Origin of the sequence: Pseudomonas sp. T8 (assembly GCF_024610635.1) — a bacterium.
GTDB lineage: Bacteria > Pseudomonadota > Gammaproteobacteria > Pseudomonadales > Pseudomonadaceae > Aquipseudomonas > Aquipseudomonas chlororaphis_I.
This window is the reverse complement of record NZ_CP102374.1, coordinates 5,126,239-5,153,140: the sequence shown is the minus strand read 5'-3', so window position 1 is coordinate 5,153,140 and position 26,902 is coordinate 5,126,239. Positions and strand designations below refer to the sequence as shown.

The window sequence follows — 26,902 nt, the reverse complement described above, 5'->3', positions numbered from 1 at the left end:
GGACCGATGGCGGATCAGACGAAGGAATCGTCGTCGGAAAAGAACGAGCTGTCGTCGTTGCCGTAGTCGGCATCGCTGAAGCCGCCCTGGTCGTTGTTGCCCCAGGAGTCGTTGTTGGCCATGCGCTGCTCGTCATTGCCCCAGCCACCCGCGTTGTCGCTGGCGGGTGCCGGTTCTTCCTTGATCACTTCGACGATTTCCTGCGGCTGCTGGTTGCCGTGGAACAGGCTGCTGAGGCCTTGCGCCAGCATCACGCCACCCGCCACACCGGCGGCGGTCTTCAGCGCGCCGCCGAGGAAGCTGCTGCCAGCCACGGCCGGAGCCTGCTGGGGCGCTGCATAGTTTTGCTGGGGATAGCTCTGTTGCGGGTAATTCTGCTGCGGCTGCGGCTGCGGGTTGAACGCCGGCCGCGCCGGCTCGCGCCAGCCACCGCCGGACGAGGCCGGAGCACTTTGCGTCGGCGCCGGCTGCGGATCGCGGGAACCACCACCGAAGATGCTCGAAAGGAACCCGCCACCGCTGCTGGGCGCCGGTGCCGCGGCCTGGGACCTGGCCTGTTGCAGCTCGGCCTGCAGTTGCTGGACCTGCTGGGTGAGTTGCTTGTTCTGCTCGTCGAGGCTCTTGATTGCCGCCTCTTGCACCAGAATCGCCTGGGTCATGAAATACCCGGCGGCAGGCTGCCGGGCCAGATGCTCCTTGATCCGCGTCTCGGCCTGGGCGTCGCGCGGGGCTGAATCCTTCTCGGCTTGCTGCAACCGGGAAAACAGTCCATCGATCAGGGTTTGCTCTTCGCTGTTCATGGCGACCTCTTTAGATTGCCGGTAAAAAACTGGGCCTTGCCTGTCATGCACAAGGTGCAACCAGTAATGGGGCTGCCCAGCGGGCTTTCAATAGCCTTTACCTAACGTTTACGTTTGCTCGCCCGGGGGCTGCATCGGTTAAAGTGTCCAACCGCTTTTTGTGATCTGCGATAACCACTGATGAATCCGTTAACCGTTCTGCGCGACTCCCTGTACTTCTGCCAGCGCAACCTGGGGCGCATCGTCCAGCTGTGCCTGCCGCTGGTGGTCCTCGAAGCTCTGCTGCAGCAGGCGGTGGACAGCTCGCTGGGCCCCGAGGCCTTTCCCGGCTATAGCGTGGTCGTCGGCCTGCTGATCTACCCGCTGTACACCGGGGTGCTGATCCTGTTCCTCGATGCCCGCAGCCGTGGCGAATCGCCACTGGCCCGCGACCTGCTCGCCGCGACTGTCAGCCTGTGGCCGCGTTTTGCCCTGCTGACCGCCATCAACACCCTGCTGATCCTGCTGGGTCTGTCGCTGTATTTCCTGCCCGGGCTGTGGCTGATGGTGACCCTGGCCTTCGCCGAATACCTGCTGGTGCTCAAGGGCCTGCAACCACTGGCCGCGATCAAGGAAAGCTTCCGCCTGACCCGCGGGCACTTCCTGCGGATCCTGGTCTGCATCCTGGCCGTGATGGCCCCGCTGTGGGTGCTCAAGGGCGCCAGCCTGGCGGCGTATCCCGAGCCGGGTCCGATGCTGTCGCTGCTGATCGAAAGCGCCCACAGCTTCCTGCAATTGTTCACCAGCGTGGTGGTGTTCCGGCTGTTCATGCTGATCGGTGACTCGCCCGAACAGGCGTGACGCCAAGGTCCGGCCGCTCTACCCCTTGGGCCGCGGCCCCGCTCTCGGTTATGCTCGGGCTCAATCTTGCAACGCCATAAGCCGAGCCGATGCCCCGTCCACTTCGCCTCATCCTCCTGGGCCTGCTGATCAGCGCAGGCCTGTTGTCAGCCCTGGTCTACAGCCTGACCTGGCGCCCCGACGCCAAGGAGCCGCTGCCAGTCGCCTGCACGGGCAAGGTGCCCAGCCTGGTGCCGGGCCAGGCGCTGAAGGTGATGACCTGGAACGTGCAGTACCTGGCGGGCAAGCGCTATGTGTTCTGGAACGACCAGGCCCGGGGGCCGGACGAGCGCCCGACCCCGGAGGACATGGCCTTCAGCCTGGACGAGGTGGCCCGGGTGATTCGCGACGAGCAGCCGGACATCGTGCTGGTGCAGGAACTGGACGACGGCGCCAAGGCCAGCGATTACCAGGACCAGCTCAAGCTGCTGCAGGAACGCCTGACCGACCTGTATCCCTGCAGTACCCGGGCCTTCGACTGGAAGGCCGATTTCGTACCCTCCCCGCACATTTTCGGCAGCGTCGGCCGGCAACTGGCGACCTTGAGCCGCTATAACATCGAACACGCCGAACGCCTGCAATTGCCGGTGCCCGAAGCCAACTTCATCAGCCGCCAGTTCCAGCCGAAAAACGCCGTGCTGGTCAGCTACCTGCCGTTAAGCGATGGCGGACAGATGGCGGTGCTCAACACCCACCTGGACCGCGCGACAAAACCCGACGGTACCCTGCAAGCCCAGGTGAACGCGGTAACCAGGATCCTCGACCGTTTCGAAGCCCGCGGCACGCCCTGGCTGATCGGCGGCGACTTCAATCTGCTGCCCCTGGGCCAGTACCAGCGGCTCGCCCCCGAGCAACGCACGCCCTACTCCGCCGACAGCGCGTTGCACAGCCTCTGGGACAAGTACCCGATGATCCCCACCAACAACGAAGCCAGCGGCATCGACCGCGCCCTGTGGCTGACCCACTACCCCAACGACCCAGCCCTGAGCGGCCCGGATCGCACCGTCGACTACCTGTTCCACAGCCCACGGATCAAACGGGTCGAGGCCCAGGTACGGCAGGACGACACCCTGCGCATCTCCGACCACCTGCCGCTGATCGCGCGCTTCCTGCTGCCCGCCACACTGTAGCCGCTGCCGTAGGCTGCGATCGACCTGGGCGGCATTCCGACAACGCGGGTGCAGGATCTTGAGACCGCTGAAGGCCTTCGGCCTTATCGCAGCCTGCGGCAGCGGCTACACGGTAGGTTACTTACGCGGTTTGGCGCGGGCCGTGGCCTCGGCCACCAGCGGGTCATCCGGCCAGTAGTGTTTCGGGTAGCGGCCCTTGAGGTCCTTCTTCACCTCGGCGTAGGTGCTGCGCCAGAAGTTCGCCAGGTCCTGGGTGACCTGCACCGGCCGCCGCGCCGGGGACAGCAGGTGCAGCTTGACCACCTGCCGGCCACCGGCGATCCGTGGTGTTTCCGCCAGGCCGAACAACTCCTGCAGGCGCACGGCGAGAATCGGTGGCTGCTCGCTGTAGTCGAGGCGGATCGACGAGCCGGACGGCACCGTCAGGTGGTGCGGCGCCAGCTCGTCCAGGCGCTGCGGCAATGGCCATGGCAGCAGGTTGTGGACAATGCTGGCCAGCTCCAGGTTGGCGAAGTGGCTGAGGCGCGAAACCTTGCCCAGGTACGGCAACAGCCAGCTCTCCAGGCTCTTGAGCAAGGCCGCGTCGCTGACATCCGGCCACTGGCTTTCGCCCGTGGCCTCTAGATCGAGCTGGCGCAACAAGGCCACCCGCGCCTGCCACTGGCGCAGTTCCGGGGTCCAGGGCAACAGCTCCAGGCCCTTGCGCCGCACCAGATTGACCAGGGCCTGGCACCGCGCCGCCTCGTCCAGCCCGGTCAGCGGCTCACGGCTGAGCACCAGTTCGCCGACCTTGCGCTGGCGCTCGGCACGCAACACGCCTTCGCGCTCGTCCCAATCAAGCTGGTCGACGCTGCGCACCTGCTCGGCCAGGACCGAGTCGAACAGCGCCGGATCGAAATCCGCCGCCAGGTAGATGCGCTCTTCCCGCTGCCCCTGGCGACTGCCCAGGTCGGCGATCACCAGCCAGGGTTGCTTCATCAGGCTGTCGGTTTCGCTGAACAATGCCGCGCGGCCGTTGGCCAGCCGGTACTCGGCACCGCCAGGACGGCGTTGCTGGGCGACCCGATCCGGATAGGCCAGCGCCAGCAAGGCGCCCAGCCAGCGCGGATGGTCCGGGTCCGCCACCGCCTGGCTCGGCTGCCCACGCAGATAACCGCGGTACTGCCGGGCCAGTTGCCGAGCCCGCTGTACGCCGCCCTGGGCGCCGCGGGCCGCGCGCTCTTCGCCGGACAGCAGCACCAGACGGCTATGCAGGTCGGCACCGCCGCCGCGCAGGATGTCGCGCTCGCCGAGCAAGGCGGCGACGTCGCAGGCCATGTTCGCCAGCCCCAGGGCCTGGCCGCGCAACAGCAGATGGGCAATGCGCGGATGGGCCGGCAACTCGGCCATCGCCTGGCCATGGGCTGTCAGCTTCCAGTCTTCGCCGGCTTTGGCGGTCAGGGCGCCGAGGCGTTCGAGCAGATCCTGGGCCTGGGCATAGGCCGCGCCAGGCGGCACATCCAGCCACACCAGTTGCGCTGGCGTCACCCCCCAGCGCGCCAATTGCAGGGCCAGGCCCGCCAGGTCCGCCTGGAGAATCTCCGCGCTGCCATAGGCCGCCAGCTGTTCGTGCTGGTCCTGGGACCACAGGCGATAACACACGCCCGGTTCCAGGCGCCCGGCCCGACCGGCGCGCTGGGTGGCGCTGGCCCGGGAAATACGCTGGGTGTCAAGACGGGTCATGCCACTGCCCGGGTCGAAACGCGGCACCCGCGCCAGCCCGGCATCGACCACCACGCGCACGCCGTCGATGGTCAGGCTGGTCTCGGCGATATTGGTCGCCAGCACCACTTTGCGCTTGCCGGGCGGAGCCGGTTCGATGGCCGCGCGCTGCGCCGCCAGGTCCAGCTCGCCGTGCAGCGGACAGAGCAGGATCTCCGGGCGCTCGCCCACGACATCGGCCAACTGCTGATGCACCCGGCGGATCTCGGCCTGCCCCGGCAGGAACACCAGGACGCTGCCGCTTTCATCGCTCAACGCTTCAAGGATGGTCTGCACCAGCCGCGGCTCGATGAACTCGCCCGGCTGGAAAGGCCGCCCCCAGCGCACATCGACCGGGAACATGCGGCCTTCGCTGCGCAGGATCGGCGCGTCGTCCAGCAGCCCGGCCAGGCGCTCGCCTTCCAGGGTCGCCGACATCAGGAGGATTTTCAGCGGCTGCTCGTCACGGAACAGATCACGGCCATTGAGGCTCAAGGCCAGGGCCAGGTCGGCGTCGAGGCTGCGCTCGTGGAATTCGTCGAAGATCAGCAGGCCGACGCCTTCCAGCGCCGGATCGTCCTGCAGGCGGCGGGTCAGGATCCCCTCGGTGACCACCTCGATGCGGGTGTTCGGGCCGACCTTGCTGTCGAGGCGAATGCGGTAGCCCACGGTTTCGCCGACCTTTTCCCCCAGTTCGCTGGCCAGCCGTTCGGCCGCCGCCCGCGCCGCCAGGCGCCGTGGTTCGAGCATGAGAATGCGTTGTCCGGCCAGCCAGGGTTCGTTCAACAGGGCCAAAGGCACGCGGGTGGTCTTACCGGCGCCGGGCGGTGCTTCGAGCACGGCCTCGTGGCGTGTCGCCAGGGCTTCACGCAGGGCGGGTAAAACTTCATCAATTGGCAAAGAATTCATACTGGCTCCCAAACAGAGGCGCGAGTATAACGGCGAACTGCCTGGCGTTAATCACGGTCTGAATTCATACCGGCAACGCTTCAGCCTTGCTCTTTCGTGTCTGTTCAGGAGATTTACATGCGTATTCCTTTCCGCATCATCGGTGGCGTCCTGGTTGCCACCCTGCTGACTCAGCTCACCGCCTGCGGCTCGATCTTCTTCCCCGACCGGCGCGGCCAGATCGACGGCAAGATCGACCCGCTGGTAGCCGTGCTCGACGCCGTGGGCCTGCTGTTTTATGTGATCCCGGGGCTGATCGCCTTTGGCGTCGACTTCGCCACCGGCGCCATCTACCTGGAACCGGGCAAGACCGCGCAGATCGACCCGCACAAGCTGCAGCAAGCCATAGGCGCCGACGGCCAGGTCGATAACCACAAGTTGCAGGCTATCCTCGAAAGCGAGCTGGGCCGCAGCTTCCCGCTGGACGATCCACGCCTGATCCAGTACAAGGGCAGCGCGCAGCAGCTGGCCCTGTACGGTCTGCAACCGGCAGCCTGACCCTCGCGTTTCTTGAAGGAACAAGCCTTGTATGAGCAGTAGCCCGGAACACGCGCGCCTGTTGCGCCTGGCGACCCGCGCCTCGCTGGCGGTGGCCAGTATCCTGATCGTGGCCAAGGCCATCGCCTGGTGGCTGAGCGGCTCGGTCAGCCTGCTGGCGGGCCTCACCGACTCGCTGCTCGATGGCGCCGCGTCGTTCCTCAACCTGCTGGCCGTGCATTACGCCCTGCGCCCGGCCGACGCCGATCACCGCTACGGCCATGGCAAGGCCGAGTCCTTGTCGGGCATGGCCCAGGCGCTGTTCATCGCGGTGAGCGCGGTGCTGATCGGGGTACAGGCCGTCGAGCGCCTGCAGAACCCGGAACCGCTGGGCGCGCCGTGGGTCGGTATCGGCGTGATGCTGCTGTCCCTGGCGCTGACCGTGGCGCTGCTGATGGTGCAACACCGGGTGATCCGCGAAACCGGCTCCACGGCGGTGCGTGCCGATTCGCTGCACTATCGCTCCGACCTGCTGCTCAACGGCAGCATCCTGCTGGCGCTGGTGCTGGCCAGTTTCGGCTGGCAGCAACTGGACGCCTGGTTCGGCCTGGCGATTGCCGTCTACATCCTGTGGAGCGCGATCCAGATCGCCCGCGAAAGCGTGGCGGTGCTGATGGACGAGGAGCTGCCGCCCGAGGTCAGCCAGCACATGCTGGAACTGGTATGCGCGGTGCCCGGGGTGCTCGGCGCCCATGATCTGCGCACGCGGATTTCCGGCAACCACTGGTTCGTGCAACTGCACCTGGAATTACCCGGGGAGCTGACCCTGTCGGTGGCCCACGGCATCAGCGATCAGGCCGCCGAGGCGATCCATGCGGCCTATCCGCGGGCCGAAGTGCTGGTGCACGCCGACCCGCAGGAAGTGGTGCAGGCCTCCCGGGCTCAGTAAGTCACCTGATAGCCGCGCGAGCTCAGGCAACCACCCTGGGCCTGGCGGTAGGTCTGGACCACTTCCGGCGCCGGAGGATAGGTCATCGCCGCCGGATCGAAGCCACTCTGCTGCACCGCCCAGCGATAACAGTCGTAGCGATCCTGATTGATCTGCTGCGGGCTCTGCCCCCTGACCGGGTAGGCCAGCACGTTGTAATCATTGCCGGCCTGCGGTGGCGGGCTGGCCGCAGGCGGCTCGACCACCACGTACTGCTGGGTACTGGCCTCGTAGCTGTAGTAGGCACCCGCGGCCAGGAAGAACAGCGCGCTGCCGATCCACACTTCCCGCGCGTAGTCCGGCAGGTAGGCCACACGGATCCCGTAGGGTGGGCGCACCACCACATACCGTGGGCCTTGCGGGCGGTACCAATAGCCACCGGAGAAGTAATAGTCCCGACCGCGATAAGGAACGCGGTAATGCCGGTCCGGGAAGCGATCGATCACATAACCCGGCCGATATTGCGGACCTGGCCCCCAGCCATTGCCACGCCCCTCCGGACGGCCCGGCCAGCGATAGTCGTAAGGACGCGAGCCCGGTCCGCCGGCCTGCCAATGCGGGTTGTAGTCGTTACGGCGCGGGATGTCCTGGTAATAACCCTGGCGCGGTTCCTGGGTCTGGCGGACGGTATCGGGGCGGCCCTGGATCGGCAGGTTGGCGGATGGCTGTGCCAGTCGTCCCCGCCCTTGATCATTCGGCCCGTGGTTCTGCCAGCGCCCGTTCTCGACGTTGCGCTCGAACTGCTGGCTGTTGTCGCCGCGAATGATTTCAGTCTGCTGGCGCGACTGATGGCTTTCGCCTCGCCCCTGGCCGTTGCCCGGATAGCCGTCGTCACTGCGCTGGCCGCCATTGGACCAGCCACGGCCGTCATTGCGGTCATCGGCGAGCCCCTGCGCACTGACGCCCACACAGAGCAAACCAACACCTGCCAAACGCCAGATGCGCGATTTCATGCTATTCCTCACTACGGATAGGGGCCTGTAGATAAGACTGGAAAAGCCCAGGCCGGTTCTGCCACAGGTTATCAGTCGCAACACTTATTTATTGAGGGTGCCACGGGATATTTCCTGGCGCGCAGGCAATAAAAAAGAGGGACCCGTCGGCCCCCCTTTGAGAATTTCGTCCGTGCTCGACGCTTATGACGCCGGCTCACCTCACGCCGTCTTCTGGACAGTGTGTAGCCCGGGGGCCGGCTCAACCCTGTGGGATTGGCGGCCGCGGCAGGCCTGATTCGGCGGGCCGCAGTGGACTCTATGTCCGGGCAGTGATTCTGGTGATAAGAATAGGCCTGGGGCGCCGGCAGAGGATTGCGAAGATTGCTCTGACAAACATGACTTGCGCAATTTTTAACTCAAGATAGATAATATCGCGCAATAGTTATGAAAAAGGCCTGATCCATGAGCAAACTCGACCGATACGACCTCAGCATTTTGGCGGAATTGCAGCGCGACGCCCGCATCTCCAATCAGGAACTGGCCGAACGTATCGGCCTGTCGCCTTCGCCGTGTTCGCGTCGGGTCAAGCAACTGGAAGACGACGGCTACATTTCCCGCCAGGTCGCCCTGCTGGACCGCAAGATGCTCGGCCTGAGCCTGACCGCCTACGTGCTGATCGGCATGGACCGCCACACCCCCGAGCGTTTCGAGAACTTCGAGGCGGCGATCCGCAGCCTGCCGCAGGTCCTCGAATGCAGCCTGGTGACCGGGATGGACGCTGACTACCAGCTCAAGGTGGTGGTGCCGGACATGGACCACTACCAGAAACTGCTGCTGGGCCATCTGACCCGCATCGAAGGCGTGACCAGCGTGCGCTCCAGCTTCGTGCTCAACCAGGTGCTCAACAGCACCGAATTGCCGCTGACCCACCTGCGCAACTGATCTGTATCTGTAGGAGCAAGGGGGACGCCCAGTTCTTGCTCGCGATAGGGGCGTTCGGCCGCAGCCGATGTGTAGTCAGGAACATTTATCGCGAGCAAGCTTCGCTCCTACAGAAGATCCCGATGATGTGACGACGAAGCGCACCCGGATCAATGCCCGGCCGCGGCCCCTTGGCGTATACTCGCCCGCGCCTTTTAGCCTTGCCTGTGCTGGAGATATTCGATGGATCCTGCAGTATTCGAAGAGTGGATGATGACCGGCCTGGTAACCATCCTGATCATTTTCATGGCCTTCATCGTCTGGGATCTGGCGAAGAAGTCCAAGGCCGGACGCTTCGGCTCGTTCATCCTGTTCTTCGTCCTGGGCCTGGGCGTGGCCGCGTTCATCATCAAGAGCGTGGTGATCGGCCTGATCGAATCCGGCGCCTTATAAACGCGCCGGAACCTCCTTCCACTGGCCCTGATCGAGCCCCTCGATCGTCCAGTCGCCGATCCTGACCCGCACCAGGCGCAATGTCGGCAAACCCACGGCAGCCGTCATGCGCCGCACCTGGCGATTGCGCCCTTCACGAATGATCAACTCCAGCCAGCTGGTGGGCACGCTCTTGCGAAAGCGCACCGGCGGGTTGCGCGGCCACAGCTGCGGCTCCTCCAGCTGCCGGGCTTCGGCCGGCAGGGTCATGCCGTCATTCAATTCCACGCCATCTCGCAGACGCTGCAATTGCTCAGCCGTGGGCTCGCCTTCCACCTGCACCCAATAGGTCTTGGCCAGCTTGTGCTTGGGATCGGCGATGCGCGCCTGCAGCTGGCCGTCGTTGGTCAGCAGCAGTAAGCCTTCGCTGTCGCGGTCGAGGCGGCCAGCCGGGTAGATGCCGGGTATCGCGATGAAGTCCTTGAGGGTCGCCCGCCCTTCGCCGTCGCTGAACTGGGTCAGCACATCGAAGGGTTTGTTGAACAGGATCAGCTTCGGCTCGGCCGGTGGCGCTTTGGCAACACGGCGCGGCGCGGAGGAAGACGAAGGACTCTTCACGCCAGGGCGGCGGGAAGCGGGACGCGGAGGACGAGACATGGCGGACAGAACATCTAACGGTCAGGGCCGACCATGCTAGTGGCCCGACCGTTAAATGACCATCCCGCGATCAGCGGAACGGCGGCTCGTCGAAGCTGCGCAGCTTGCGCGAGTGCAGCGAATTGAGCTCGGTACGCAGCAGGTCCACCGCGGCGATACCGATCTTCAGGTGCTGGCTGACCGCGCGCTCATAAAAGGCGTTGGCCGAACCCGGCAGCTTGATTTCGCTGTGCAGCGGCTTGTCCGAGACGCAGAGCAACGTGCCGTACGGCACCCGCAGGCGATAACCCTGGGCGGCGATGGTGCCGCTTTCCATGTCCACCGCCACGGCGCGGGACAGGTTGATCAGCGGACGCTCCTGGGCCCAGCGCAACTCCCAGTTGCGGTCGTCGTAGGTCAGCACGGTACCGGTGCGCAGGCGTTTTTTCAGGTCGTCGCCCTTCTCGCCGGTGACGTTGGCGGCGGCCTGCTGCAACGCCAGTTGCACTTCGGCCAGGGCCGGAATCGGAATGTTCGGCGGCACCACGCGATCGAGAATGCCGTCGCGACGCATGTAGGCGTGGGCCAGCACGTAGTCGCCGATGGTCTGCGACTGCCGCAGGCCGCCGCAGTGGCCGATCATCAACCAGCAATGCGGACGCAATACCGCCAGGTGGTCGGTGATGTTCTTGGCATTGGACGGGCCGACGCCGATGTTCACCAGGGTCACGCCGTGGCCGTCGCTGGCCAGCAGGTGATAAGCCGGCATCTGGTAGCGGTGCCAGACCACCCCGGCGGCGATCGACGAGGCTTCGCCGTGGTCCATGCCCTTCTCGATGATCACATTGCCCGGCAGGACCATGCGCACGAACCGCGGATCGCTGCGCAGCTGTTCAAGACCGTGGGTGATGAACTGGTCGACATAACGGTGGTAGTTGGTCAGCAGGATCCATGGCTGCACATGGCGCCAGTCGCTGCCGGTGTAGTGCACCAGGCGGCGCAGGGAGAAATCCACCCGCGCGGCATCGAACAGCGCCAGGGGCAGCGGGTTGGTGTTTTCCCAATCGTACAGCCCGTCGGCGATGCCATCGGTGGCGGCGGACAGGTCGGTGCTGGGGAACACCCGCGCCAGCACCGCGGCGGTGACACCGGAACCAGCCAGTTCATCGCCCTGCTCGACCACGTACGGATACGGGATGTTCTGCTCGCTGACGCCCACTTCCACGGTCACGGTGAAGTCGTGCATCAGTGGCACCAACTGCTCCAGCAGGTACTTACGGAAGGCGGCGGGATGGGTGACCGTGACGCTGTAGGTGCCCGGCAACTGGACCTTGGCGTAGGCCCGGGTGGTCTGCGGGACTTCGCCCTGGCAGTGATAGGTCAGGCGCAATTGCGGGTAACGAAACAGGGCGCGCTGTTCGGCGTCGGGTTCGACGCGGTCCTTGAGGTAACGCTTGAGCGCTTGGCTCAGCGACGTGGTGGCCCGCTCATGCAAAGCGGCAAGCCGGTCCACGGCTTGCTCGGCGGTTTGAACGACAATAAAAGCTTCGGTCACGGTAAGCATCCTGTGTTCTGATCTTGCAGGCCTTCATCTTGCCTGCAACGCCGTCTCACGGGAACAGTGGAATATCTGCCAGGAACGAGCCTGCTCGCGAAAGACCTTTCAAGCCCCAAGGAATCGGTGGCCCGGAATATTTATCGCGAGCAAGCTCGCTCCTACACCTGGCGGCGTCAGAAGCCTGCCGGGGTCGAGCGCGCGACTATCGCCTCGACATCCAGCCCCCGCGGCAAGGTGCCGTAGACCCTTCCTCCCGAACCCAGGCGACTGGCAATAAAGGCATCGCTGACCACCGCGTTGCCGGCTTCCAGCAACAGCTTGGCCTGCAGGCCCAGGGCGATGTCCTCGGTCAGTTGGCGGGCGCGGTACTGAATGTCGTCGGTGTCCTGGAAGGCGCCTTTCAGGTTGGCGATATGCGCGGCCAGGCGCCTGTCGCCATGGCCGTCGCCCAGCTCGGCGAACAAGGCATCGAGCACACCCGGCTCCTTGGACAAGGCGCGCAGCACGTCCAGGCACTGCACGTTGCCGGAGCCTTCCCAGGTCGAGTTGACCGGCGCTTCGCGGTACAGCCGCGGCAGGATGCTCTCCTCGACATAACCGGCGCCGCCCATGCACTCGGCGGCCTCGTTGATCATCGCCGGGGCCCGCTTGCAGATCCAGTATTTGCCCACCGCGGTCACCAGTCGCGAGAACATTGCTTCTTGCGGGTCATCCAGATTGTCCAGCGCGCGACCCATACGCAGGCTCAAGGCCAACGCCGCCTCGCTTTCCAGCGCCAGGTCGGCCAGCACGTTCTGCATCAAGGGCTGCTCGCTGAGCACCCGCCCGCCCACCAGCCGATGGGCGCAGTGATGGCTGGCCTGGGTCAGGGCCTGGCGCATCAGCGAGCTGGAACCGACCATGCAATCGAAGCGAGTCATGGCCACCATCTCGATGATGGTCGGCACACCGCGCCCCTCTTCCCCGACCATCCACGCCAGAGCCCCGCGGAACTCCACTTCGCTGGAGGCATTGGAGCAGTTGCCGAGCTTGTTTTTCAGGCGCTGGATATAGAACTGGTTGCGGCTGTCGTCCGGACGGTGGCGAGGCAACAGGAAGCAGGTCAGGCCTTTTTCGGTCTGGGCCAGGGTCAGGAAGGCGTCGCACATCGGCGCCGAGCAGAACCACTTGTGGCCCACCAGTTCATAGGCCTGCCCCGGCCCCGTAGCGCCCACCGGATATGCCTTGGTGGTGTTGGCGCGCACATCGGTACCGCCCTGTTTCTCGGTCATCGCCATGCCGATGGTGACGCCGGCCTTGTGGGCCATGCCGACATTGCGCGGGTCATATTCGGTGGCGAGCACTTTCGGCAGCCATTGCTCGGCGAGGTCCGGCTGCAGCTTCAGCGCCGGCACACAGGCGAAGGTCATGGTCAGCGGACAACCGCTGCCGGCTTCGGCCTGGCTGTGCAGATAGGACATGGCGGCGCGGGCGACATGCGCCCCAGACTGCGGATGAGCCCAGGGCAAGGACGTCAGGCCATGCTCGATAGCGGTACGCATCAGCTCGTGATACGCCGGATGAAACTCCACCAGGTCGAGGCGATGCCCATACCGGTCATGGCTGGTGAACACCGGTTTGTTCTGGTTGGCCAGGAACCCCGCTTCCATCAGCGGCCCACCGGCCAGGGCACCATAGGCGTCAATCCGCGATTCGGCCCAGCCGGCGCCAAAACGCCGTGCCCACTCCTGCAACGGCAGATCGATTCGATAGAGGTTGGTACCGTCCAGGGAAGGTGGCTGGTTGGTGACTTCGTGGGTCTCGGCGAACTGGTGCAGGTTCATCTCGGGGGCTCCTTGAGGGGTGTGCCAGAACCTCAGTTAAGCACCCCCTCCCCGACGAACAAAGTGGCATACCCGCCTAAATACCGGCGCTTTCGCCCTGTTCCGGAGCCAGCACACGACGCGCCAGAACGCTTTGCAACTCTTCGAATTTCACCGGCCAGGAGAGGTAATCGAGCAGGCAGCGCTCAGCCTCCAGGCCATGTGCCGAGGCCGACACCAGCAGCACCGGCAACCCGGCGCAACCCGGCATGCCATGCACCTGGCCGCACAGTTTGAGCGCCTCGGCCTGCTCGATCTGGCAATCGAGCAGCACCGCATCCACCGACTCTCGGCGCAGCAACGCCAACGCCCCGCGAGCATTCTCCGCCGTGCGCACCTGATACCCCAGCTTGAGCAGCATGCCGCGGATCACCAGCTGATTGATGCTGTTGTCGTCCACCAGCAGCACGCTGCAATCCTGCGGCAGGCGCCGGACGGAGCGGACCCGCAAGGCCGGCTGGGACGCCATCGGCTGTTCGCCGTCCAGATCAAAGGTCACCTCCAGGCGGAAACAGCTGCCGCGCCCCGGCTCCGATTCATGGGTCAGATGGCCACCCAACAGATCCACCAGTTGCCGACAGATCGCCAGCCCCACGCCCAGCCCGCCATATTCGCGGGTCATCGAACCATCGAGCTGGAAGAAACGCTGATACAGCGAAGCCTCATCGAGATTGACGAAACCGATGCCGGTGTCGATCACCGCGAAGGTCATCGCCAGCCGTCCCGGCGCCGTCGGCTTGCCGGTCACTCGCAGGACCAGGCCGCCCACCCGGGTGAACTTGATGGCATTGTCCAACAGGCACTCCAGGCACTGGCTCAACTTGCCGCGATCGCCTAAAAGCCGGTCAGGCAGCCCGGCGGCCAGGTCGACATCGAAGCCCAATCCCTTGGCCGAGGCATTGGCGCAAAACTGGCCCCGCAAGGCATCGAGCAGCGAACGCAGGCTGAAGGTCTCACGCTGGGCGCTGAGCTTGCCGGCCTGCAGCTCGGTCAGGGTCAGGATGCCGTTGACCATGCGCATCATGTCCCGGGCCGAACCGGCGGCGGTCTGCTGGTACTGCTCCAGCTCCGGGTCGAGATCGACGGTCTGCATCAGCTCCAGGGAACCGATCACGCCATTCATCGGCGTGCGCAGTTCGTGGGTCAGGGTGGCGAGGAATTCATCCTTGAGCCGGTTGCTGTGGGCCAGCTGCTGGTTGAGCACTTCGAGCTTCTGCCCGGCATCGAACAGGGTCTGGGCCTGCTGTTCGCGCATCGAATTGATGCGGTCGGCCAGGGCCAGTGACAACAGCGCCACTTCGATGGCCGAACCGATCTGGCTGGAATACATGGTCAGGAACATATTCGGCAGATAGCCCAGCACCATCAGGGTATTGATGATCCCTCCCACCAGGAACGCCGACCAGGCGATGATGAAGTAACGCGCCACACGCATGCCGCGGCACCAGGCAACGATGCCGGAGACGAAGATCACCACGGTAAAGATCAGCGCCAGGGCCGTGGCCAGGCGCAACGCCAGGGCGTAGCTGGTCATCAGCGACAGGGCCACCACCACGGCACTGCACAGGATCAGCACCAGCAGCAGGCGATCGACCCATCGGCTGTGGCGGGCGGTCTGCAGGAAGCTGCGGGCGAACAGGCTGCCGAACAGGGCCGCCGCGCCAATGAAGAATGGCGTCGCCGCGTTGGCCCACCACGGGTTGTCCGGCCAGAAGTACTCCACCGCGGCGCCGTTCACCGACACCTGGTACAGCCCGAACGAGGCGATGTAGAGGATGTAATAGAGGTAACTGGTGTCGCGCACGCTCAGGTAAATGAACAGGTTGTAGACCAGCATCCCCAGCAGCACGCCGTAGATCAGGCCGAGCACATACAGGCGCACCGGCTGCGCTTCCAGGTACGCCGTGCTGGACCAGAGCGTCACCGGCGCCTGGACCGAGCCCTGGCTCTGCAGGCGCAGGAACAGGGTCTTTTGCTCGTAGGGCGCAAAACTCAGGTCGAACAGGTAATTGTTCTGGCGGATCTGCCGGCTGTCGAACGGCAAGGCATCGCCGGTACGCTGGGCCAGGCGGTAGCCACCGGCCTCATCGGGCAGATACAGCTCCAGATGATCGAGCGGCGGATAGGCCAGTTCCAGCAGCCAGGTGTGTCGTATGGATGGGTTCGCGGGACGGTAGCCGAGGTCGATTTTCAGCCAGAATGCCGAGCGGGAGTAACCGGCGTTGAGGGTGGGCTTGTCATGGGCTTTGAAACTGCCGGCCATGGCCGGTGAACTGACATCCGCGATCGTTGCCTGACCACTCGCGTCTTCAAACACTTGCATCACCCGACCCAAGGGCAGGCTCTGGGTGAACTCGTCGAACTCGACCGCGCCAGCCAGCATCGGCAAGCTCAACAGCAACATCAGCAAATAGCGCATAAAGCCCCAGCGTGGCCTGTCCGGTGGTGTCAGGAAGCCCCCCATTTCCCTTTGAGTAGACGTGAAACCGGCATGACCTGTTATTGGTTTGGATCCACTCTAGCATAGCCGTTGGTGGCCAAAGAACACCATGAAAAGTTTTAGTTTAAAGGCTCTAGAACGGGCGTTTCAGCGCTATCCGTTGATCTAGAGCTGTTGCCTCGGTCAACTTGTCGGCAAGGTGGAAAATCCAGCCCCGGCCGACACGCGAGGAGCCGTGCAAAAAAGACGTTTGGTGGTAAGCTCGCGCACCATGAATATCTACAGCTCTCGCCCCGTTGTCCTCTGTCTCTCCGGCCACGACCCCAGTGGTGGCGCCGGCCTGCAGGCAGATATCGAAGCCCTGCTCGCCCAGGGTTGCCATGCAGCTCCCGCTGTGACCGCGCTGACCGTGCAGGATACGGTCAACGTCAGCGACTTCCGTGTGCTGGATCGCGAGTGGGTGCTGGCCCAGGCCAACGCGGTGCTCAACGACTCCACGGTCGCCGCGGTCAAGTTGGGCATGCTCGGTTCGCTGGAAATGGTCGACACCGTGGTCGAGCTGTTGCAGGCGCACCCGCATCTGCCGATGGTCTGCGACCCGGTGTTGCGCGCAGGCGGCGGTGGACGCCTGGGCAAGGACGAGGTCGGCTACGCCATGCGTGAACGCCTGCTGCCACTGGCGACCATCGCCACCCCGAATCTTCCGGAAGCGCGAATCCTCGCCGAGTTGCCCGAAGGCAGCGCGGATCAGTGCGCGGAAAAGCTCCTGCCGTTCGTCAAGCACCTGCTGATCACCGGCGGTCATGGCGACGAGCATGAAGTGCATAATCGCCTGTACAGCCGCGATGGCAGTCGTCACACCTACACCTGCCAGCGGCTGCCGGGCAGCTATCACGGTTCCGGTTGCACCCTGGCCAGCGCCCTGGCCGGACGCTTGGCCCAGGGCGAAAGCCTGGCCAGCGCCGTGAAGTCGGCCCTCGATTACACCTGGCGCACCCTGCGCGACGCCGAGCAACTGGGCCAAGGCCAGTTCGTACCGCGCCGTCTGCCGCTGGACTTCTGCTCGTAAGCCATGAGGCCCGCTCGATGAAACTACGTGGTCTGTATGCCATTACCGACAGCCAATTGTTGGCCGGCAAATTCCTGCAGTACGTGGAGGCGGCGCTCGACGGTGGCGTGACCCTCCTGCAATACCGCGACAAGAGCAGCGACGAAGCCCGCCGCCTGCGCGAAGCCGAAGCCCTGCACAGCTTGTGCGAGCGCTACAAGACCCAACTGATCATCAACGACGATGCCGAACTGGCTGCGCGCATCGGCGTCGGCGTGCACCTGGGCCAGACCGACGGCCCGCTGACTCCGGCCCGCGCCCTGCTCGGCCGCCAGGCGATCATCGGCTCGACCTGCCACGCCCAACTGGAACTGGCCGAGCAAGCCGCCAAAGAAGGCGCCAGCTATGTCGCTTTCGGTCGCTTCTTCAATTCCAACACCAAGCCCGGCGCACCGGCGGCCAACCTGGAGCTGCTGGACCAGGCCCGCCCCCGGCTGCACCTGCCGATCTGCGCGATCGGCGGCGTCACCCTGGAGAACGCCGCGCCGCTGGTCGCCCATGGTGTCGACCTGCTGGCCGTGGTCCATGGCCTGTTCGGCGCCGATAGCGCCCAGGAAGTGACCCGCCGTGCCCGCGCCTTCAACGCCCTCTTCTAACCGCTGATTTCCGAGAGCCCGATCATGTCTCGTTCCGAAACCCTGTTTGCCAATGCCCAGAAACACATCCCCGGTGGCGTGAACTCGCCCGTGCGTGCGTTCAAGAGCGTGGGTGGCACGCCGTTGTTCTTCAAGCACGCCGAAGGCGCCTACGTCACCGACGAAGACGACAAGCGCTATGTGGACTACGTCGGTTCCTGGGGCCCGATGATCCTCGGCCACAGCCATCCGGACGTGCTGGACGCGGTGCGCAAACAGCTGGAACACGGTCTGTCCTACGGCGCCCCGACCGCCATGGAAACCGAAATGGCCGACCTGGTCTGCTCCATCGTGCCGTCCATGGAAATGGTGCGCATGGTCAGCTCCGGTACCGAAGCGACCATGAGCGCGATCCGCCTGGCCCGTGGTTTCACCGGCCGCGACAGCATCATCAAGTTCGAAGGCTGCTACCACGGCCACTCCGACAGCCTGCTGGTCAAGGCCGGCTCCGGCGCGCTGACCCAGGGCGTGCCTAGCTCGGCCGGCGTACCGGCGGCCTTCGCCAAACACACCTTGACCTTGCCGTTCAACGACATCGACGCGGTCGAGAAGATGCTCGCCGAAGTCGGCCAGGAAGTGGCCTGCATCATCGTCGAGCCCGTGGCCGGCAACATGAACTGCGTGCCACCGGCGCCGGGTTTCCTCGAAGGCCTGCGCAGCCTGTGCGACAAGCACGGCGTGGTGCTGATCTTCGATGAAGTGATGACCGGCTTCCGCGTCGCCCTCGGCGGCGCCCAGGCGCACTACGGCGTTACCCCGGACCTGTCCACCTTTGGCAAGATCATCGGCGGCGGCATGCCGGTGGGCTGCTTCGGCGGCAAGCGCAAGATCATGGAACACATCGCGCCGCTGGGCCCGGTCTACCAGGCCGGCACCCTGTCGGGCAACCCGCTGGCCATGGCCGCCGGCCTGACCACCCTGCGCCTGATCAGCCGCCCGGGCTTCCATGCCGAGCTGAGCGACTACACCAGCCGCCTGCTCGACGGCCTGCAGCAACGCGCTGACGCCGCCGGTATCCCGTTCGTGACCACCCAGGCGGGTGGCATGTTCGGCCTGTACTTCAGCGGCGCCGACGACATCGTCACCTTCGACGACGTGATGGCCAGTGATGCCAACCTGTTCAAACGCTTCTTCCACCTGATGCTCGAAGGCGGTGTCTACCTGGCCCCGAGCGCCTTCGAAGCCGGCTTCACCTCGATCGCCCACGGCGACGCCGAGCTGAAACTGACCCTGGACGCGGCCGAACGCGCTTTCGCCGCCCTGAAGTAACCCTCCCCGTAAAACCGGCTCCAGCACTTCCTGGCGTCGGTTTTACGCGGCATTCGCGCCCCAACTCCCGAAACAGCCCCGAAAGCGGCGGATATCGCGCCCGCGCAGCAGAAAAACGAGTAAAGACTTTGTAAGGTTGGCCCTGCTTATTTCATAATGCGCGCTTATTGGATCCCTCGATGGGTCCGCGCGCCCTTCAGAGGTAAGTCGATTCCCATGAACCGCACCGGCCGCGCCCTTGCACTGGGCTGCCTGTTGCTCCTTCAGCCCCTGCTCGCGCACGCACAAGCAGGCGGCAACTCGTTGTTGATCCCAGCGATGGGTCGCTGCACCCTCAATACTCAGTCACAGGATCTGTCCGAGGCCCTGGCGGTCTGCCAGAAGGCGGCTGACGAAGGGGATGCGCAAGCGCAATACGAGTTGGGCGAGTTCTACTACGAAGGTAAAAATACCCCGCGCGATCTCAATCAGGCCCTGAGCTACTTTGAAAAGGCCTCGCTGCAAGGCCACGCCCAGGCGCAATTCAAGCTCGGCACCATGTTCTTCCGTGGCGAAGGTGTACCGGCCAACAACGTTCAGGCTTATATCGTGCTGAAGATGGCGGCGGTCAATGGCGCCGAAGAGGCACTGGACACGGCCGACGAAGTGGCCGAGCACATGCAGCGCGATGAGCTGGAAGTCGCCACCCAGGTGCTGGGGCAGATTTTCCGCAAATACCTGATGGAACTGCAGAGCGCCGACGGGCGTTCGCCCTTCTCCCCCCTGCCTTGATGACATCGCGAGCAAGCTTGCTCGCGATAACACACTCGATACAGCCCTTACTTCTCAGGCATCGGCATCGGAAACGGCATGACGTTGCTCACGCCACGCGCCTCGCTGATCTTCGGCGTGCCCAGGCGCTCGACCTCGTCGATACGCACGATCGAATGCATCGGTACAAAGCTGCGCACCACGCCTTCGAACTGGGCCTTGAGCTTCTCTTCGCTCGGATCGACGACCACTTGCGTGCGCTCGCCAAAGACGAACTCTTCCACCTCCAGGAAACCCCACAGATCACTTTGATAGATCTGCTTGGCGTACATTTCGAACACCTGTCCCTGGTTGAGGAAAATCACCTTGTAGATTGGAGCTTCACGTTTGGTCATGGTGGGCGGGTAACACATCGGGGATATAAAAGAGGGCGCGAACTATAGCATAGCCACCGGACGCGCAGCGGTAGGAACCTAAGGCCATGTTCCCTATAATGCGCGGTTCTTTGAATCACGTGATGACCCCTTCCATGGCCAAGAAGCTTTACATAGAAACCCACGGTTGCCAGATGAACGAGTACGACAGCTCGCGCATGGTCGATCTGCTGGGTGAACACCAGGCCCTGGAAGTCACCGCCCGCGCCGAAGACGCGGACGTCATCCTGCTCAACACCTGCTCGATCCGCGAGCGGGCCCAGGACCGGGTGTATTCCCAACTGGGTCGCTGGCGCGAGCTGAAGCTGGCCAACCCGGACATGGTCATCGCCGTCGGCGGTTGCGTGGCCAGCCAGGAAGGCGCGGCGATCCGTGACCGGGCACCGTACGTCGACGTGGTCTTCGGCCCGCAGACCCTGCACCGCTTGCCGGAAATGATCGATGCAGCCCGCAGCAGCAAGCTGCCGCAGGTCGACGTCTCGTTCCCGGAAATCGAAAAATTCGACCACCTGCCAGAGCCGCGCATCGACGGCCCGAGTGCCTATGTCTCGGTGATGGAAGGCTGCAGCAAGTACTGCACCTTCTGCGTGGTGCCCTACACCCGTGGCGAGGAAGTCAGCCGGCCGTTCGACGACGTGATCTCCGAAATCATCCACCTGGCGGAAAACGGCGTGCGCGAAGTCACCCTGCTGGGGCAGAACGTCAACGGCTACAGGGGCCAGACCCATGACGGCCGCCTGGCCGACCTCGCCGAACTGATCCGCGTGGTCGCGGCGGTCGATGGCATCGAGCGCATCCGCTACACCACCTCCCATCCGCTGGAGTTCTCCGACAGCCTGATCCAGGCCCACGCCGAGGTTCCGGAACTGGTGAAACACCTGCACTTGCCGGTGCAGTCGGGCTCCGACCGGATTCTCGCAGCCATGAAGCGCAACCATACGGCGCTGGAATACAAGTCCAAGCTGCGCAAACTGCGCGCCGCCGTGCCGGGTATCTGCATCAGCTCGGACTTCATCGTCGGTTTCCCCGGTGAGACCGAAAAAGACTTCGAACAAACCATGAAGCTGATCGAAGACGTCGGCTTCGACTTCTCCTACTCGTTCGTCTACAGCCAGCGCCCGGGCACCCCGGCGGCAGATCTGGCGGACGACACCCCGGAAGAGTTGAAAAAGGAACGCCTGAACGCGCTGCAACACCGGCTGAACCAGCAAGGATTCGAAATCAGCCGACAGATGGTCGGCTCGATCCAGCGCATCCTGGTTACCGATTACTCGAAGAAAGATCCGGGCGAACTGCAGGGGCGGACCGAGAACAACCGTATCGTCAACTTCCGCTGCGACAATCCAACCCTGATCGGCCAGTTTGCCGACGTGCATATCGACTCGGCCCAGCCTCACTCGCTGCGCGGATCGCTGCTGCAATAACCTCCTGCCGATGCTGGCTGACCAGCGGTAGCGGCCTCGGGCACGCCATCGCCGGGAAGCCGGCCTCCAAGGAAAAAATGTGGCGAAAGACATTGCTTCGTATAAGAGCTTTCGCACCCAGGCCTCTGGCGTTATCCTTGATTTCATCCTTTATTGCCGTTGGGCGGCTAAAAAACGACCTTGAACGCACCCATAGAACCACATCGTTTTATCCTCGAGCCCTTTGAGGCTCGCCGCTTCGCCAATCTGTGCGGGCAATTCGACGAGCATTTGCGCTTGATCGAACAGCGCCTGACCATCGAGATCCGCAACCGCGGCAATCAGTTCGAGCTGATCGGCGAACCCAAGCACACCACCTCCGCGGAAAACCTCCTGCGCCGCCTGTATCGGGAAACCAAGGGTACCGAGCTGTCGCCGGACATGGTGCACCTGTTCCTCCAGGAATCCGCCGTCGAAGAGCTGAACAACCACCCTGTCGCCGAAGCGGCCGTGGCCCTGCGCACCAAAAAAGGCATGATTCGCCCACGCGGCTTGAATCAGCAGCGCTACGTCAAGGAAATCCTCGGCAACGACATCAACTTCGGCATCGGCCCGGCCGGTACCGGCAAGACCTACCTGGCCGTGGCCTGCGCGGTAGACGCACTGGAGCGCGAACAGGTACGACGCATCCTGCTGGTGCGTCCAGCGGTCGAAGCTGGCGAGAAACTCGGCTTCCTGCCCGGCGACCTGGCCCAGAAGATCGACCCGTACCTGCGCCCGTTGTATGACGCCCTGTATGAAATGCTCGGCTTCGAACATGTCGCCAAGCTGATCGAGCGCCAGGTCATCGAGATTGCGCCGCTGGCCTACATGCGCGGCCGTACGCTGAACAACAGCTTCATCATCCTCGACGAAAGCCAGAACACCACCGTCGAGCAGATGAAGATGTTCCTGACCCGGATCGGCTTCGGCTCCACCGCCGTGATCACGGGCGACATCACCCAGGTCGACCTGCCCAAGGGCACCAAGTCCGGCCTGGCCCATGTGATCAACGTCCTCAAGGATGTGCCGGGCATCAGCTTCACTCACTTCATGCCCAAGGACGTGGTGCGCCATCCGCTGGTGCAACGCATCGTCGAAGCCTACGAGCGCTTCGAACAGCGCGTGGCCGACGAGTCCGCCCAGCCCGCCGCGGAAAAAGGCAATCGCCACGATGCTTGAGCTTGATCTGCAACTGGCAAGCGACAAGCCTGCTCCCAGCGAAGCCCTGTTCCGCCAATGGTGTGAGCTGGCCCTGCGCCAGCGCACCGCCGACTCGGAACTGACCATCCGTCTGGTGGACGAGCCTGAAGGCCGCGAACTGAACCGCACCTGGCGGCAGAAGGACTATGCCACCAACGTCCTGTCGTTCCCCGCCGATGTGCCGGACGAGCTGCTGGACATTCCATTGCTCGGCGACCTGGTGATCTGCGTCGAAGTGGTCGAGCGCGAAGCCGCCGAACAAGGCAAGGACCTCCAGGCCCACTGGGCCCATCTGGTGATTCACGGCTGCTTGCATCTATTGGGTTACGACCACATAGATGACGACGAAGCCGAAGAAATGGAAGCACTGGAACGAACGTTGCTTGCAGAACTGGGTCATCCCGACCCTTATGCGGACGACGAAACCGAAGAACATCCATCTGTAACAACCAAGGATTTAGAGTAATCGCTATGAGCGAAGACCGATCGAGCAGCGGGCAAAAGTCGTGGCTGGGAAAACTGACCCAGGCTTTTGCCCATGAGCCGAAAAACCGCCAGGAGCTGCTGGAGCTGCTGCGCGAAGCCCATCAGAACAAGTTGCTGGACAGCGAAGCACTGGCCATCGTCGAAGGCGCCATCCAGGTCGCTGACCTGCAGGTACGGGACATCATGGTTCCGCGCTCGCAGATGATCAGCATCAAGGCGACCCAGACTCCCCGCGAATTCCTGCCGTCCGTCCTCGATTCCGCGCACTCGCGGTATCCGGTGATTGGCGAAAGCCATGACGACGTCATGGGCGTTCTGCTGGCCAAGGACCTGCTGCCGCTGATCCTCAAGGAGAACGGCGACAGCTTCAACATCAAGGACCTGCTGCGTCCAGCGACCTTCGTGCCCGAGTCCAAGCGCCTGAACGTGCTGCTGCGCGAGTTCCGCGCCAACCACAACCACATGGCCATCGTCATCGACGAATACGGCGGCGTGGCGGGGCTGGTGACCATCGAGGACGTGCTGGAACAGATCGTCGGCGACATCGAAGACGAGCACGACGTCGAGGAAGACAGCTACATCAAGCCCCTGCCGAGCGGCGATTTCCTGATCAAGGCGCTGACGCCGATCGAGAACTTCAACGAGTTCTTCGACAGCGAGTTCTCCGACGACGAGTTCGACACCGTCGGCGGCCTGGTGATGAGCGCGTTCGGGCACCTGCCTAAACGCAACGAAATCACCGAAATCGGTGCCTATCGCTTCCGTATCCTGAATGCCGACAGCCGTCGGATTCATCTGCTGCGACTAACGCCTATCCCCCGTTAAGGATCGACATGCTGCGCTTAACCCGCCCCGGCTGGCCCGGTAACCTGCTGGCCATGGCGGCTGGCGCAATCACCACCCTGGCCCTGGCGCCATACGACATCTGGCCGCTGGCACTGCTGGCGGTCGGCTTCTTTTATGCCGGCCTGCGCGAGCTGAGCCCGCGTCAGGCGCTGTGGCGCGGCTGGTGTTTCGGCTTCGGCCTGTTTGCCGCCGGCACGAGCTGGATCTACGTCAGCATCCATACCTACGGTGGCGCCTCGGTGCTGCTGGCCAGTTTGCTGATGCTGGCCTTCATTGCCGCCATCGCCTTCTTTTTCGCCCTGCCGGCCTGGCTCTGGGCGCGCTGGCTGCGGCGCAATGAGGCGCCCCTCGCCGACGCCCTGGCCTTCGCCGCCCTCTGGGTGGGCCAGGAAGCCTTCCGCGGCTGGTTCCTGACGGGCTTCCCCTGGCTCTACTCCGGCTACAGCCAGCTCGACGGCCCTCTGGCCGGCCTGGCCCCGCTGGGTGGCATGTGGCTGATCTCCTTTACCCTGGCGCTGACCGCCGCCCTGCTCTACAACCTGCCGGGCCTGATCCGCGCCGGACGCAAGGTGTTTATCGCCGCCGGCCTAGTGCTGCTGGTCGCCCCCTGGGTGATCGGCATCGCGCTCAAGGGACACGCCTGGACCAGCCCGTCGGGCGAGCCGCTGACCGTAGCGGCGATCCAGGGCAATATCGAACAGAGCCTGAAGTGGGACCCCGCACAGCTCAACTCCCAACTGGCGCTGTACCGCGACATGAGCTTCGGCTCCAAGCGCGTGGATCTGCTGGTGTGGCCGGAAACCGCGGTGCCGGTGCTCAAGGAGTCGGCCGAAGGTTATCTGAACATGATGGGCAACTTTGCCGCCGACCGGCATTCGGCGCTGATCACCGGCGTACCGATCCGCCAGGAAGTGCACCACCAGAAACGCTACTTCAACGGCATTACCGTGGTCGGCGAAGGCGATGGCGAATACCTCAAGCAGAAGCTCGTGCCCTTCGGTGAGTATGTGCCCCTGCAAGACCTGCTGCGCGGCCTGATCGCGTTCTTCGACCTGCCCATGTCGGACTTCGCCCGCGGCCCTGCCGACCAGCCTTTGCTGCAAGCCAAGGGCTACCAGATCGCGCCGTTCATCTGCTATGAGGTGGTGTATCCGGAATTCGCCGCCGGCCTGTCAGCCCGCAGCGACCTGCTGCTGACCATCAGCAACGACACCTGGTTCGGCACTTCGATCGGCCCGTTGCAACACTTGCAGATGGCCCAGATGCGCGCCCTGGAAGCCGGCCGCTGGATGATCCGCGCTACCAACAACGGGGTGACCGGCCTGATTGACCCGTTCGGCAAGATCACCGTGCAGATTCCGCAGTTCGAACGCGGAATCCTGTACGGCGAAGTGGTGCCGATGCACAACCTGACGCCTTACCTGCAGTGGCGCTCCTGGCCACTGATCATCCTGAGCGTCCTGCTATTCGGCTGGGCCCTGCTGGCCAGCCGGATCGCCAAGACCGTCTGACCTCATCGCGAGCCTGCTCGCTCCTGCCGGGGATTTGCGATTCCCGTGGGAGCGGACTGGCTCGAGATGAACCTAGTCCTCTCCACGATAAAACAGCTTGTAGCCCACCAGCCCCACCGCCTCGTTCAGTAACTGGCCGCTCTGCCAGATCGACTTGAACTCCGGCATCCAGCCGCCCAGCGGCCTGGCGTTATCCACCCCGAGGAATCCCACGGGGGCCGGCACCACGGTGAATCCTGCCTGCTCGAAACTCCAGACAGCCCGCTGCATATGCCAGGCCTGGGTGACCAGCACTATGCGTTTGACACCTTGCGGCTCCAGCACTTGTGCGGTGAATTGGGCGTTTTCCCAGGTCGTGCGGCTACGCCCTTCCTGCCAGCGCACCTTCACGTCGAAATCGTTCAGCAACGACTCGGCCATCAGCGCCGCTTCCGTAGGCGGCGTGCCGTAGTGCAGGCCTCCGCTGGTCAGGATCGGCAACCCGGAAGCCTTGGCCAGGCGCGCCGCGTAACGCTGACGCTCGAGCCCGACCCCGGTCGGCTGGTCGGCCCCCCAGGCCGGATCGCCACGCTCCCGTCCCGAGCCCAGCACCACGATCGCATCGGCCTGTTCGGCCAGGGTCGACCACTGGCTTTGCGTCAGCGCCGGCTCACTCTCCAGGGCACCCGCGCCCCACTCCACCATCACAGGCAGGCTCATCAGCCAGAACCCGCCCAGGCCGAGGGCAAAACACACACCAGCCAATCGTGGCCTCGAGCGGCGAAACCACCAGGCGAACAGAAGCAACAGCAACAGAAGGCCGGGCGGCAGGAGTAGTTGTTTGACGAAATAACGAAAAGGCATCGAGCATCTCCAAAGATGCTCGAAGCCTAAGTGGGTAAAAGCAAAGCAACAACAGATACGAAACAGATTTTGCGCACAAGGTACGCGGCGTTGACGCTGCGCAGATGCCCGAATGGGCTGCGCAGACTCACTTGAAGTGCAGGGATCGGACCTTTACCGCATCCCGGGCGGGCACCTTGTCTTTCAACCAGATGACCTTGGCCGAATGTGGAGTCACTTCGTGCCTCAGGCATTCGAGCACGCTCAATTGCGTCTCACGTTCGCTACGATCCAGATAGGCTTTGATCACCTCGAGCTCGGCATGACTCAGGCCCCGCAACTCCAACTCCGCAGGACGCTCATTACGCAAGCTTCCTGCTGTTCTCGCTGTATCCAGGGCCAAAGCCAGACGATCTATCAATCGTTCGTACAACTCGGGTTTTGTAACTTTCCGCTGCGACTCAACCATCCACTCACCTCATGAAAGTAAGACTCACTCCCCTTTTTGAGCTTAGCCGCACTGCCGAAACCGGCCGGGTGCCGCGACCAACGGCCCACGGCGCGTAATCAGGGTTTCCCTCGGTAGAGCGCGGTCATGTATGCTACGGCGCTTCCTGTAACTCCACTTCCAGCTCGACTGGGTAGCGAAA

At 63.9% G+C, this 26,902-nt stretch carries 25 protein-coding genes; 15 read left to right on the top strand and 10 right to left on the bottom strand.

From position 1 onward, the window contains the following. Positions 1-14: 14 nt before the first annotated feature. On the bottom strand, positions 15-800 hold the full coding sequence (locus tag NRG23_RS23310) for a DUF2076 domain-containing protein (protein WP_257372360.1): 786 nt from the start codon (positions 798-800) through the stop codon (positions 15-17). A gap of 180 nt (positions 801-980) precedes the next feature. On the opposite strand from NRG23_RS23310, the gene NRG23_RS23305 reads away from it, so the two are divergent. Then, positions 981-1,640, top strand: a complete 660-nt coding sequence (locus NRG23_RS23305) for a membrane protein (RefSeq protein WP_009051010.1) — start codon at positions 981-983, stop codon at positions 1,638-1,640. Positions 1,641-1,729: 89 nt separating this feature from the next. Beyond that, positions 1,730-2,809: an endonuclease/exonuclease/phosphatase family protein gene (locus NRG23_RS23300; protein WP_135006977.1), complete on the top strand. Its 1,080-nt coding sequence runs from the start codon at positions 1,730-1,732 to the stop codon at positions 2,807-2,809. A gap of 117 nt (positions 2,810-2,926) precedes the next feature. On the opposite strand, the gene hrpB is transcribed toward NRG23_RS23300, so the two are convergent. Continuing rightward, positions 2,927-5,458, bottom strand: coding sequence for an ATP-dependent helicase HrpB (hrpB, locus tag NRG23_RS23295; protein ID WP_257372356.1), 2,532 nt, complete (start codon positions 5,456-5,458; stop codon positions 2,927-2,929). 117 nt (positions 5,459-5,575) lie between these two features. Here hrpB and NRG23_RS23290 point away from each other — a divergent pair, with 117 nt between their 5' ends. Further along, entirely contained in the window at positions 5,576-5,995 is a 420-nt protein-coding gene (locus NRG23_RS23290) for a polyribonucleotide nucleotidyltransferase (RefSeq protein ID WP_257372354.1), read from the top strand. Positions 5,996-6,026: 31 nt separating this feature from the next. Continuing rightward, a complete protein-coding gene (locus NRG23_RS23285) occupies positions 6,027-6,923 on the top strand; it encodes a cation diffusion facilitator family transporter (protein ID WP_257372352.1) in 897 nt (298 codons plus the stop codon). Here NRG23_RS23285 and NRG23_RS23280 read toward each other — a convergent pair. Continuing rightward, positions 6,917-7,915, bottom strand: coding sequence for a DUF6515 family protein (locus NRG23_RS23280; protein ID WP_016703740.1), 999 nt, complete (start codon positions 7,913-7,915; stop codon positions 6,917-6,919). The genes NRG23_RS23285 and NRG23_RS23280 overlap by 7 nt on opposite strands. Before the next feature lie 444 nt (positions 7,916-8,359). On the opposite strand from NRG23_RS23280, the gene NRG23_RS23275 reads away from it, so the two are divergent. Together NRG23_RS23275 and NRG23_RS23270 are read left to right on the top strand one after the other, a co-directional pair. Further along, positions 8,360-8,839 carry an Lrp/AsnC family transcriptional regulator gene (locus NRG23_RS23275; protein WP_009045772.1) on the top strand — a complete coding sequence of 160 codons (480 nt, stop codon included), beginning with the start codon at positions 8,360-8,362 and terminating at the stop codon, positions 8,837-8,839. A gap of 222 nt (positions 8,840-9,061) precedes the next feature. Continuing rightward, positions 9,062-9,271 (top strand): DUF2788 domain-containing protein, encoded by a 210-nt coding sequence (locus tag NRG23_RS23270; protein ID WP_007927060.1) that lies wholly within the window; start codon positions 9,062-9,064, stop codon positions 9,269-9,271. On the opposite strand, the gene NRG23_RS23265 is transcribed toward NRG23_RS23270, so the two are convergent. The 4 genes from NRG23_RS23265 to NRG23_RS23250 all read right to left on the bottom strand — a co-directional run bounded on the left by NRG23_RS23265 (position 9,266) and on the right by NRG23_RS23250 (position 15,725). Beyond that, a complete protein-coding gene (locus NRG23_RS23265; protein WP_009051015.1) occupies positions 9,266-9,907 on the bottom strand; it encodes a pseudouridine synthase in 642 nt (213 codons plus the stop codon). The two genes, NRG23_RS23270 and NRG23_RS23265, sit on opposite strands and share 6 nt — an antisense overlap. Before the next feature lie 70 nt (positions 9,908-9,977). Then, positions 9,978-11,450 carry an AMP nucleosidase gene (amn, locus tag NRG23_RS23260; protein ID WP_162098616.1) on the bottom strand — a complete coding sequence of 491 codons (1,473 nt, stop codon included), beginning with the start codon at positions 11,448-11,450 and terminating at the stop codon, positions 9,978-9,980. Between the two features lie 167 nt (positions 11,451-11,617). Beyond that, entirely contained in the window at positions 11,618-13,267 is a 1,650-nt protein-coding gene (locus tag NRG23_RS23255) for an acyl-CoA dehydrogenase family protein (protein ID WP_124340791.1), read from the bottom strand. Positions 13,268-13,343: 76 nt separating this feature from the next. After that, positions 13,344-15,725, bottom strand: a complete 2,382-nt coding sequence (locus NRG23_RS23250; protein WP_257372346.1) for a hybrid sensor histidine kinase/response regulator — start codon at positions 15,723-15,725, stop codon at positions 13,344-13,346. Positions 15,726-16,017: 292 nt separating this feature from the next. Here NRG23_RS23250 and NRG23_RS23245 point away from each other — a divergent pair, with 292 nt between their 5' ends. The 4 genes from NRG23_RS23245 (at position 16,018) to NRG23_RS23230 (ending at position 19,529) form a co-directional block, all read left to right on the top strand. Further along, a complete protein-coding gene (locus tag NRG23_RS23245) occupies positions 16,018-16,815 on the top strand; it encodes a hydroxymethylpyrimidine/phosphomethylpyrimidine kinase (protein ID WP_028683498.1) in 798 nt (265 codons plus the stop codon). 17 nt (positions 16,816-16,832) lie between these two features. Next, positions 16,833-17,450 (top strand): thiamine phosphate synthase, encoded by a 618-nt coding sequence (gene thiE, locus NRG23_RS23240; protein WP_028683497.1) that lies wholly within the window; start codon positions 16,833-16,835, stop codon positions 17,448-17,450. 24 nt (positions 17,451-17,474) lie between these two features. Beyond that, positions 17,475-18,758 (top strand): glutamate-1-semialdehyde 2,1-aminomutase, encoded by a 1,284-nt coding sequence (gene hemL, locus NRG23_RS23235; RefSeq protein WP_009045779.1) that lies wholly within the window; start codon positions 17,475-17,477, stop codon positions 18,756-18,758. Between the two features lie 216 nt (positions 18,759-18,974). After that, the gene (locus NRG23_RS23230) at positions 18,975-19,529 is read left to right on the top strand and encodes a tetratricopeptide repeat protein (protein ID WP_007927077.1); all 555 of its coding nucleotides are present in this window, start codon (positions 18,975-18,977) and stop codon (positions 19,527-19,529) included. A gap of 47 nt (positions 19,530-19,576) precedes the next feature. Here the strand turns inward: NRG23_RS23230 and NRG23_RS23225 are convergent, their stop codons facing one another. Further along, positions 19,577-19,903, bottom strand: coding sequence for a DUF1820 family protein (locus tag NRG23_RS23225; RefSeq protein ID WP_007927079.1), 327 nt, complete (start codon positions 19,901-19,903; stop codon positions 19,577-19,579). Positions 19,904-20,037: 134 nt separating this feature from the next. On the opposite strand from NRG23_RS23225, the gene miaB reads away from it, so the two are divergent. The 5 genes from miaB (at position 20,038) to lnt (ending at position 25,430) form a co-directional block, all read left to right on the top strand. After that, on the top strand, positions 20,038-21,366 hold the full coding sequence (gene miaB / locus NRG23_RS23220) for a tRNA (N6-isopentenyl adenosine(37)-C2)-methylthiotransferase MiaB (protein ID WP_023969267.1): 1,329 nt from the start codon (positions 20,038-20,040) through the stop codon (positions 21,364-21,366). A 180-nt stretch (positions 21,367-21,546) separates the two neighbouring features. Beyond that, positions 21,547-22,566 carry a PhoH family protein gene (locus NRG23_RS23215; protein ID WP_023969268.1) on the top strand — a complete coding sequence of 340 codons (1,020 nt, stop codon included), beginning with the start codon at positions 21,547-21,549 and terminating at the stop codon, positions 22,564-22,566. After that, the gene (gene ybeY, locus NRG23_RS23210; protein ID WP_007927084.1) at positions 22,559-23,053 is read left to right on the top strand and encodes an rRNA maturation RNase YbeY; all 495 of its coding nucleotides are present in this window, start codon (positions 22,559-22,561) and stop codon (positions 23,051-23,053) included. Before NRG23_RS23215 ends, ybeY begins: the two co-directional genes overlap by 8 nt. 5 nt (positions 23,054-23,058) lie before the next feature. Continuing rightward, on the top strand, positions 23,059-23,898 hold the full coding sequence (locus NRG23_RS23205) for an HlyC/CorC family transporter (RefSeq protein WP_007927086.1): 840 nt from the start codon (positions 23,059-23,061) through the stop codon (positions 23,896-23,898). An 8-nt stretch (positions 23,899-23,906) separates the two neighbouring features. Then, positions 23,907-25,430: an apolipoprotein N-acyltransferase gene (gene lnt, locus NRG23_RS23200; RefSeq protein WP_257372336.1), complete on the top strand. Its 1,524-nt coding sequence runs from the start codon at positions 23,907-23,909 to the stop codon at positions 25,428-25,430. Between the two features lie 72 nt (positions 25,431-25,502). Here lnt and NRG23_RS23195 read toward each other — a convergent pair whose 3' ends face one another. Together NRG23_RS23195 and NRG23_RS23190 are read right to left on the bottom strand one after the other, a co-directional pair. After that, positions 25,503-26,273 carry a YdcF family protein gene (locus NRG23_RS23195; RefSeq protein ID WP_257372335.1) on the bottom strand — a complete coding sequence of 257 codons (771 nt, stop codon included), beginning with the start codon at positions 26,271-26,273 and terminating at the stop codon, positions 25,503-25,505. A 127-nt stretch (positions 26,274-26,400) separates the two neighbouring features. Next, the gene (locus NRG23_RS23190) at positions 26,401-26,721 is read right to left on the bottom strand and encodes a hypothetical protein (protein ID WP_009051026.1); all 321 of its coding nucleotides are present in this window, start codon (positions 26,719-26,721) and stop codon (positions 26,401-26,403) included. Positions 26,722-26,902 lie beyond the last annotated feature (181 nt).

What these genes read in the sequence shown, in the direction of transcription:
- NRG23_RS23205 (WP_007927086.1), top strand. Translation starts at nt 23,059, where the DNA reads ATGAGCGAAGACCGATCGAGCAGCGGGCAAAAGTCGTGGCTGGGAAAA.
- NRG23_RS23265 (WP_009051015.1), bottom strand. Translation starts at nt 9,907, where the DNA reads ATGTCTCGTCCTCCGCGTCCCGCTTCCCGCCGCCCTGGCGTGAAGAGT.
- NRG23_RS23310 (WP_257372360.1), bottom strand. Translation starts at nt 800, where the DNA reads ATGAACAGCGAAGAGCAAACCCTGATCGATGGACTGTTTTCCCGGTTG.
- NRG23_RS23225 (WP_007927079.1), bottom strand. Translation starts at nt 19,903, where the DNA reads ATGACCAAACGTGAAGCTCCAATCTACAAGGTGATTTTCCTCAACCAG.
- thiE (WP_028683497.1), top strand. Translation starts at nt 16,833, where the DNA reads ATGAAACTACGTGGTCTGTATGCCATTACCGACAGCCAATTGTTGGCC.
- hemL (WP_009045779.1), top strand. Translation starts at nt 17,475, where the DNA reads ATGTCTCGTTCCGAAACCCTGTTTGCCAATGCCCAGAAACACATCCCC.
- miaB (WP_023969267.1), top strand. Translation starts at nt 20,038, where the DNA reads ATGGCCAAGAAGCTTTACATAGAAACCCACGGTTGCCAGATGAACGAG.
- NRG23_RS23245 (WP_028683498.1), top strand. Translation starts at nt 16,018, where the DNA reads ATGAATATCTACAGCTCTCGCCCCGTTGTCCTCTGTCTCTCCGGCCAC.
- lnt (WP_257372336.1), top strand. Translation starts at nt 23,907, where the DNA reads ATGCTGCGCTTAACCCGCCCCGGCTGGCCCGGTAACCTGCTGGCCATG.
- NRG23_RS23305 (WP_009051010.1), top strand. Translation starts at nt 981, where the DNA reads ATGAATCCGTTAACCGTTCTGCGCGACTCCCTGTACTTCTGCCAGCGC.
- NRG23_RS23270 (WP_007927060.1), top strand. Translation starts at nt 9,062, where the DNA reads ATGGATCCTGCAGTATTCGAAGAGTGGATGATGACCGGCCTGGTAACC.
- hrpB (WP_257372356.1), bottom strand. Translation starts at nt 5,458, where the DNA reads ATGAATTCTTTGCCAATTGATGAAGTTTTACCCGCCCTGCGTGAAGCC.
- NRG23_RS23290 (WP_257372354.1), top strand. Translation starts at nt 5,576, where the DNA reads ATGCGTATTCCTTTCCGCATCATCGGTGGCGTCCTGGTTGCCACCCTG.
- NRG23_RS23190 (WP_009051026.1), bottom strand. Translation starts at nt 26,721, where the DNA reads ATGGTTGAGTCGCAGCGGAAAGTTACAAAACCCGAGTTGTACGAACGA.
- NRG23_RS23285 (WP_257372352.1), top strand. Translation starts at nt 6,027, where the DNA reads ATGAGCAGTAGCCCGGAACACGCGCGCCTGTTGCGCCTGGCGACCCGC.
- NRG23_RS23275 (WP_009045772.1), top strand. Translation starts at nt 8,360, where the DNA reads ATGAGCAAACTCGACCGATACGACCTCAGCATTTTGGCGGAATTGCAG.
- NRG23_RS23280 (WP_016703740.1), bottom strand. Translation starts at nt 7,915, where the DNA reads ATGAAATCGCGCATCTGGCGTTTGGCAGGTGTTGGTTTGCTCTGTGTG.
- NRG23_RS23250 (WP_257372346.1), bottom strand. Translation starts at nt 15,725, where the DNA reads ATGCGCTATTTGCTGATGTTGCTGTTGAGCTTGCCGATGCTGGCTGGC.
- NRG23_RS23195 (WP_257372335.1), bottom strand. Translation starts at nt 26,273, where the DNA reads ATGCCTTTTCGTTATTTCGTCAAACAACTACTCCTGCCGCCCGGCCTT.
- ybeY (WP_007927084.1), top strand. Translation starts at nt 22,559, where the DNA reads ATGCTTGAGCTTGATCTGCAACTGGCAAGCGACAAGCCTGCTCCCAGC.
- amn (WP_162098616.1), bottom strand. Translation starts at nt 11,450, where the DNA reads ATGCTTACCGTGACCGAAGCTTTTATTGTCGTTCAAACCGCCGAGCAA.
- NRG23_RS23230 (WP_007927077.1), top strand. Translation starts at nt 18,975, where the DNA reads ATGAACCGCACCGGCCGCGCCCTTGCACTGGGCTGCCTGTTGCTCCTT.
- NRG23_RS23255 (WP_124340791.1), bottom strand. Translation starts at nt 13,267, where the DNA reads ATGAACCTGCACCAGTTCGCCGAGACCCACGAAGTCACCAACCAGCCA.
- NRG23_RS23300 (WP_135006977.1), top strand. Translation starts at nt 1,730, where the DNA reads ATGCCCCGTCCACTTCGCCTCATCCTCCTGGGCCTGCTGATCAGCGCA.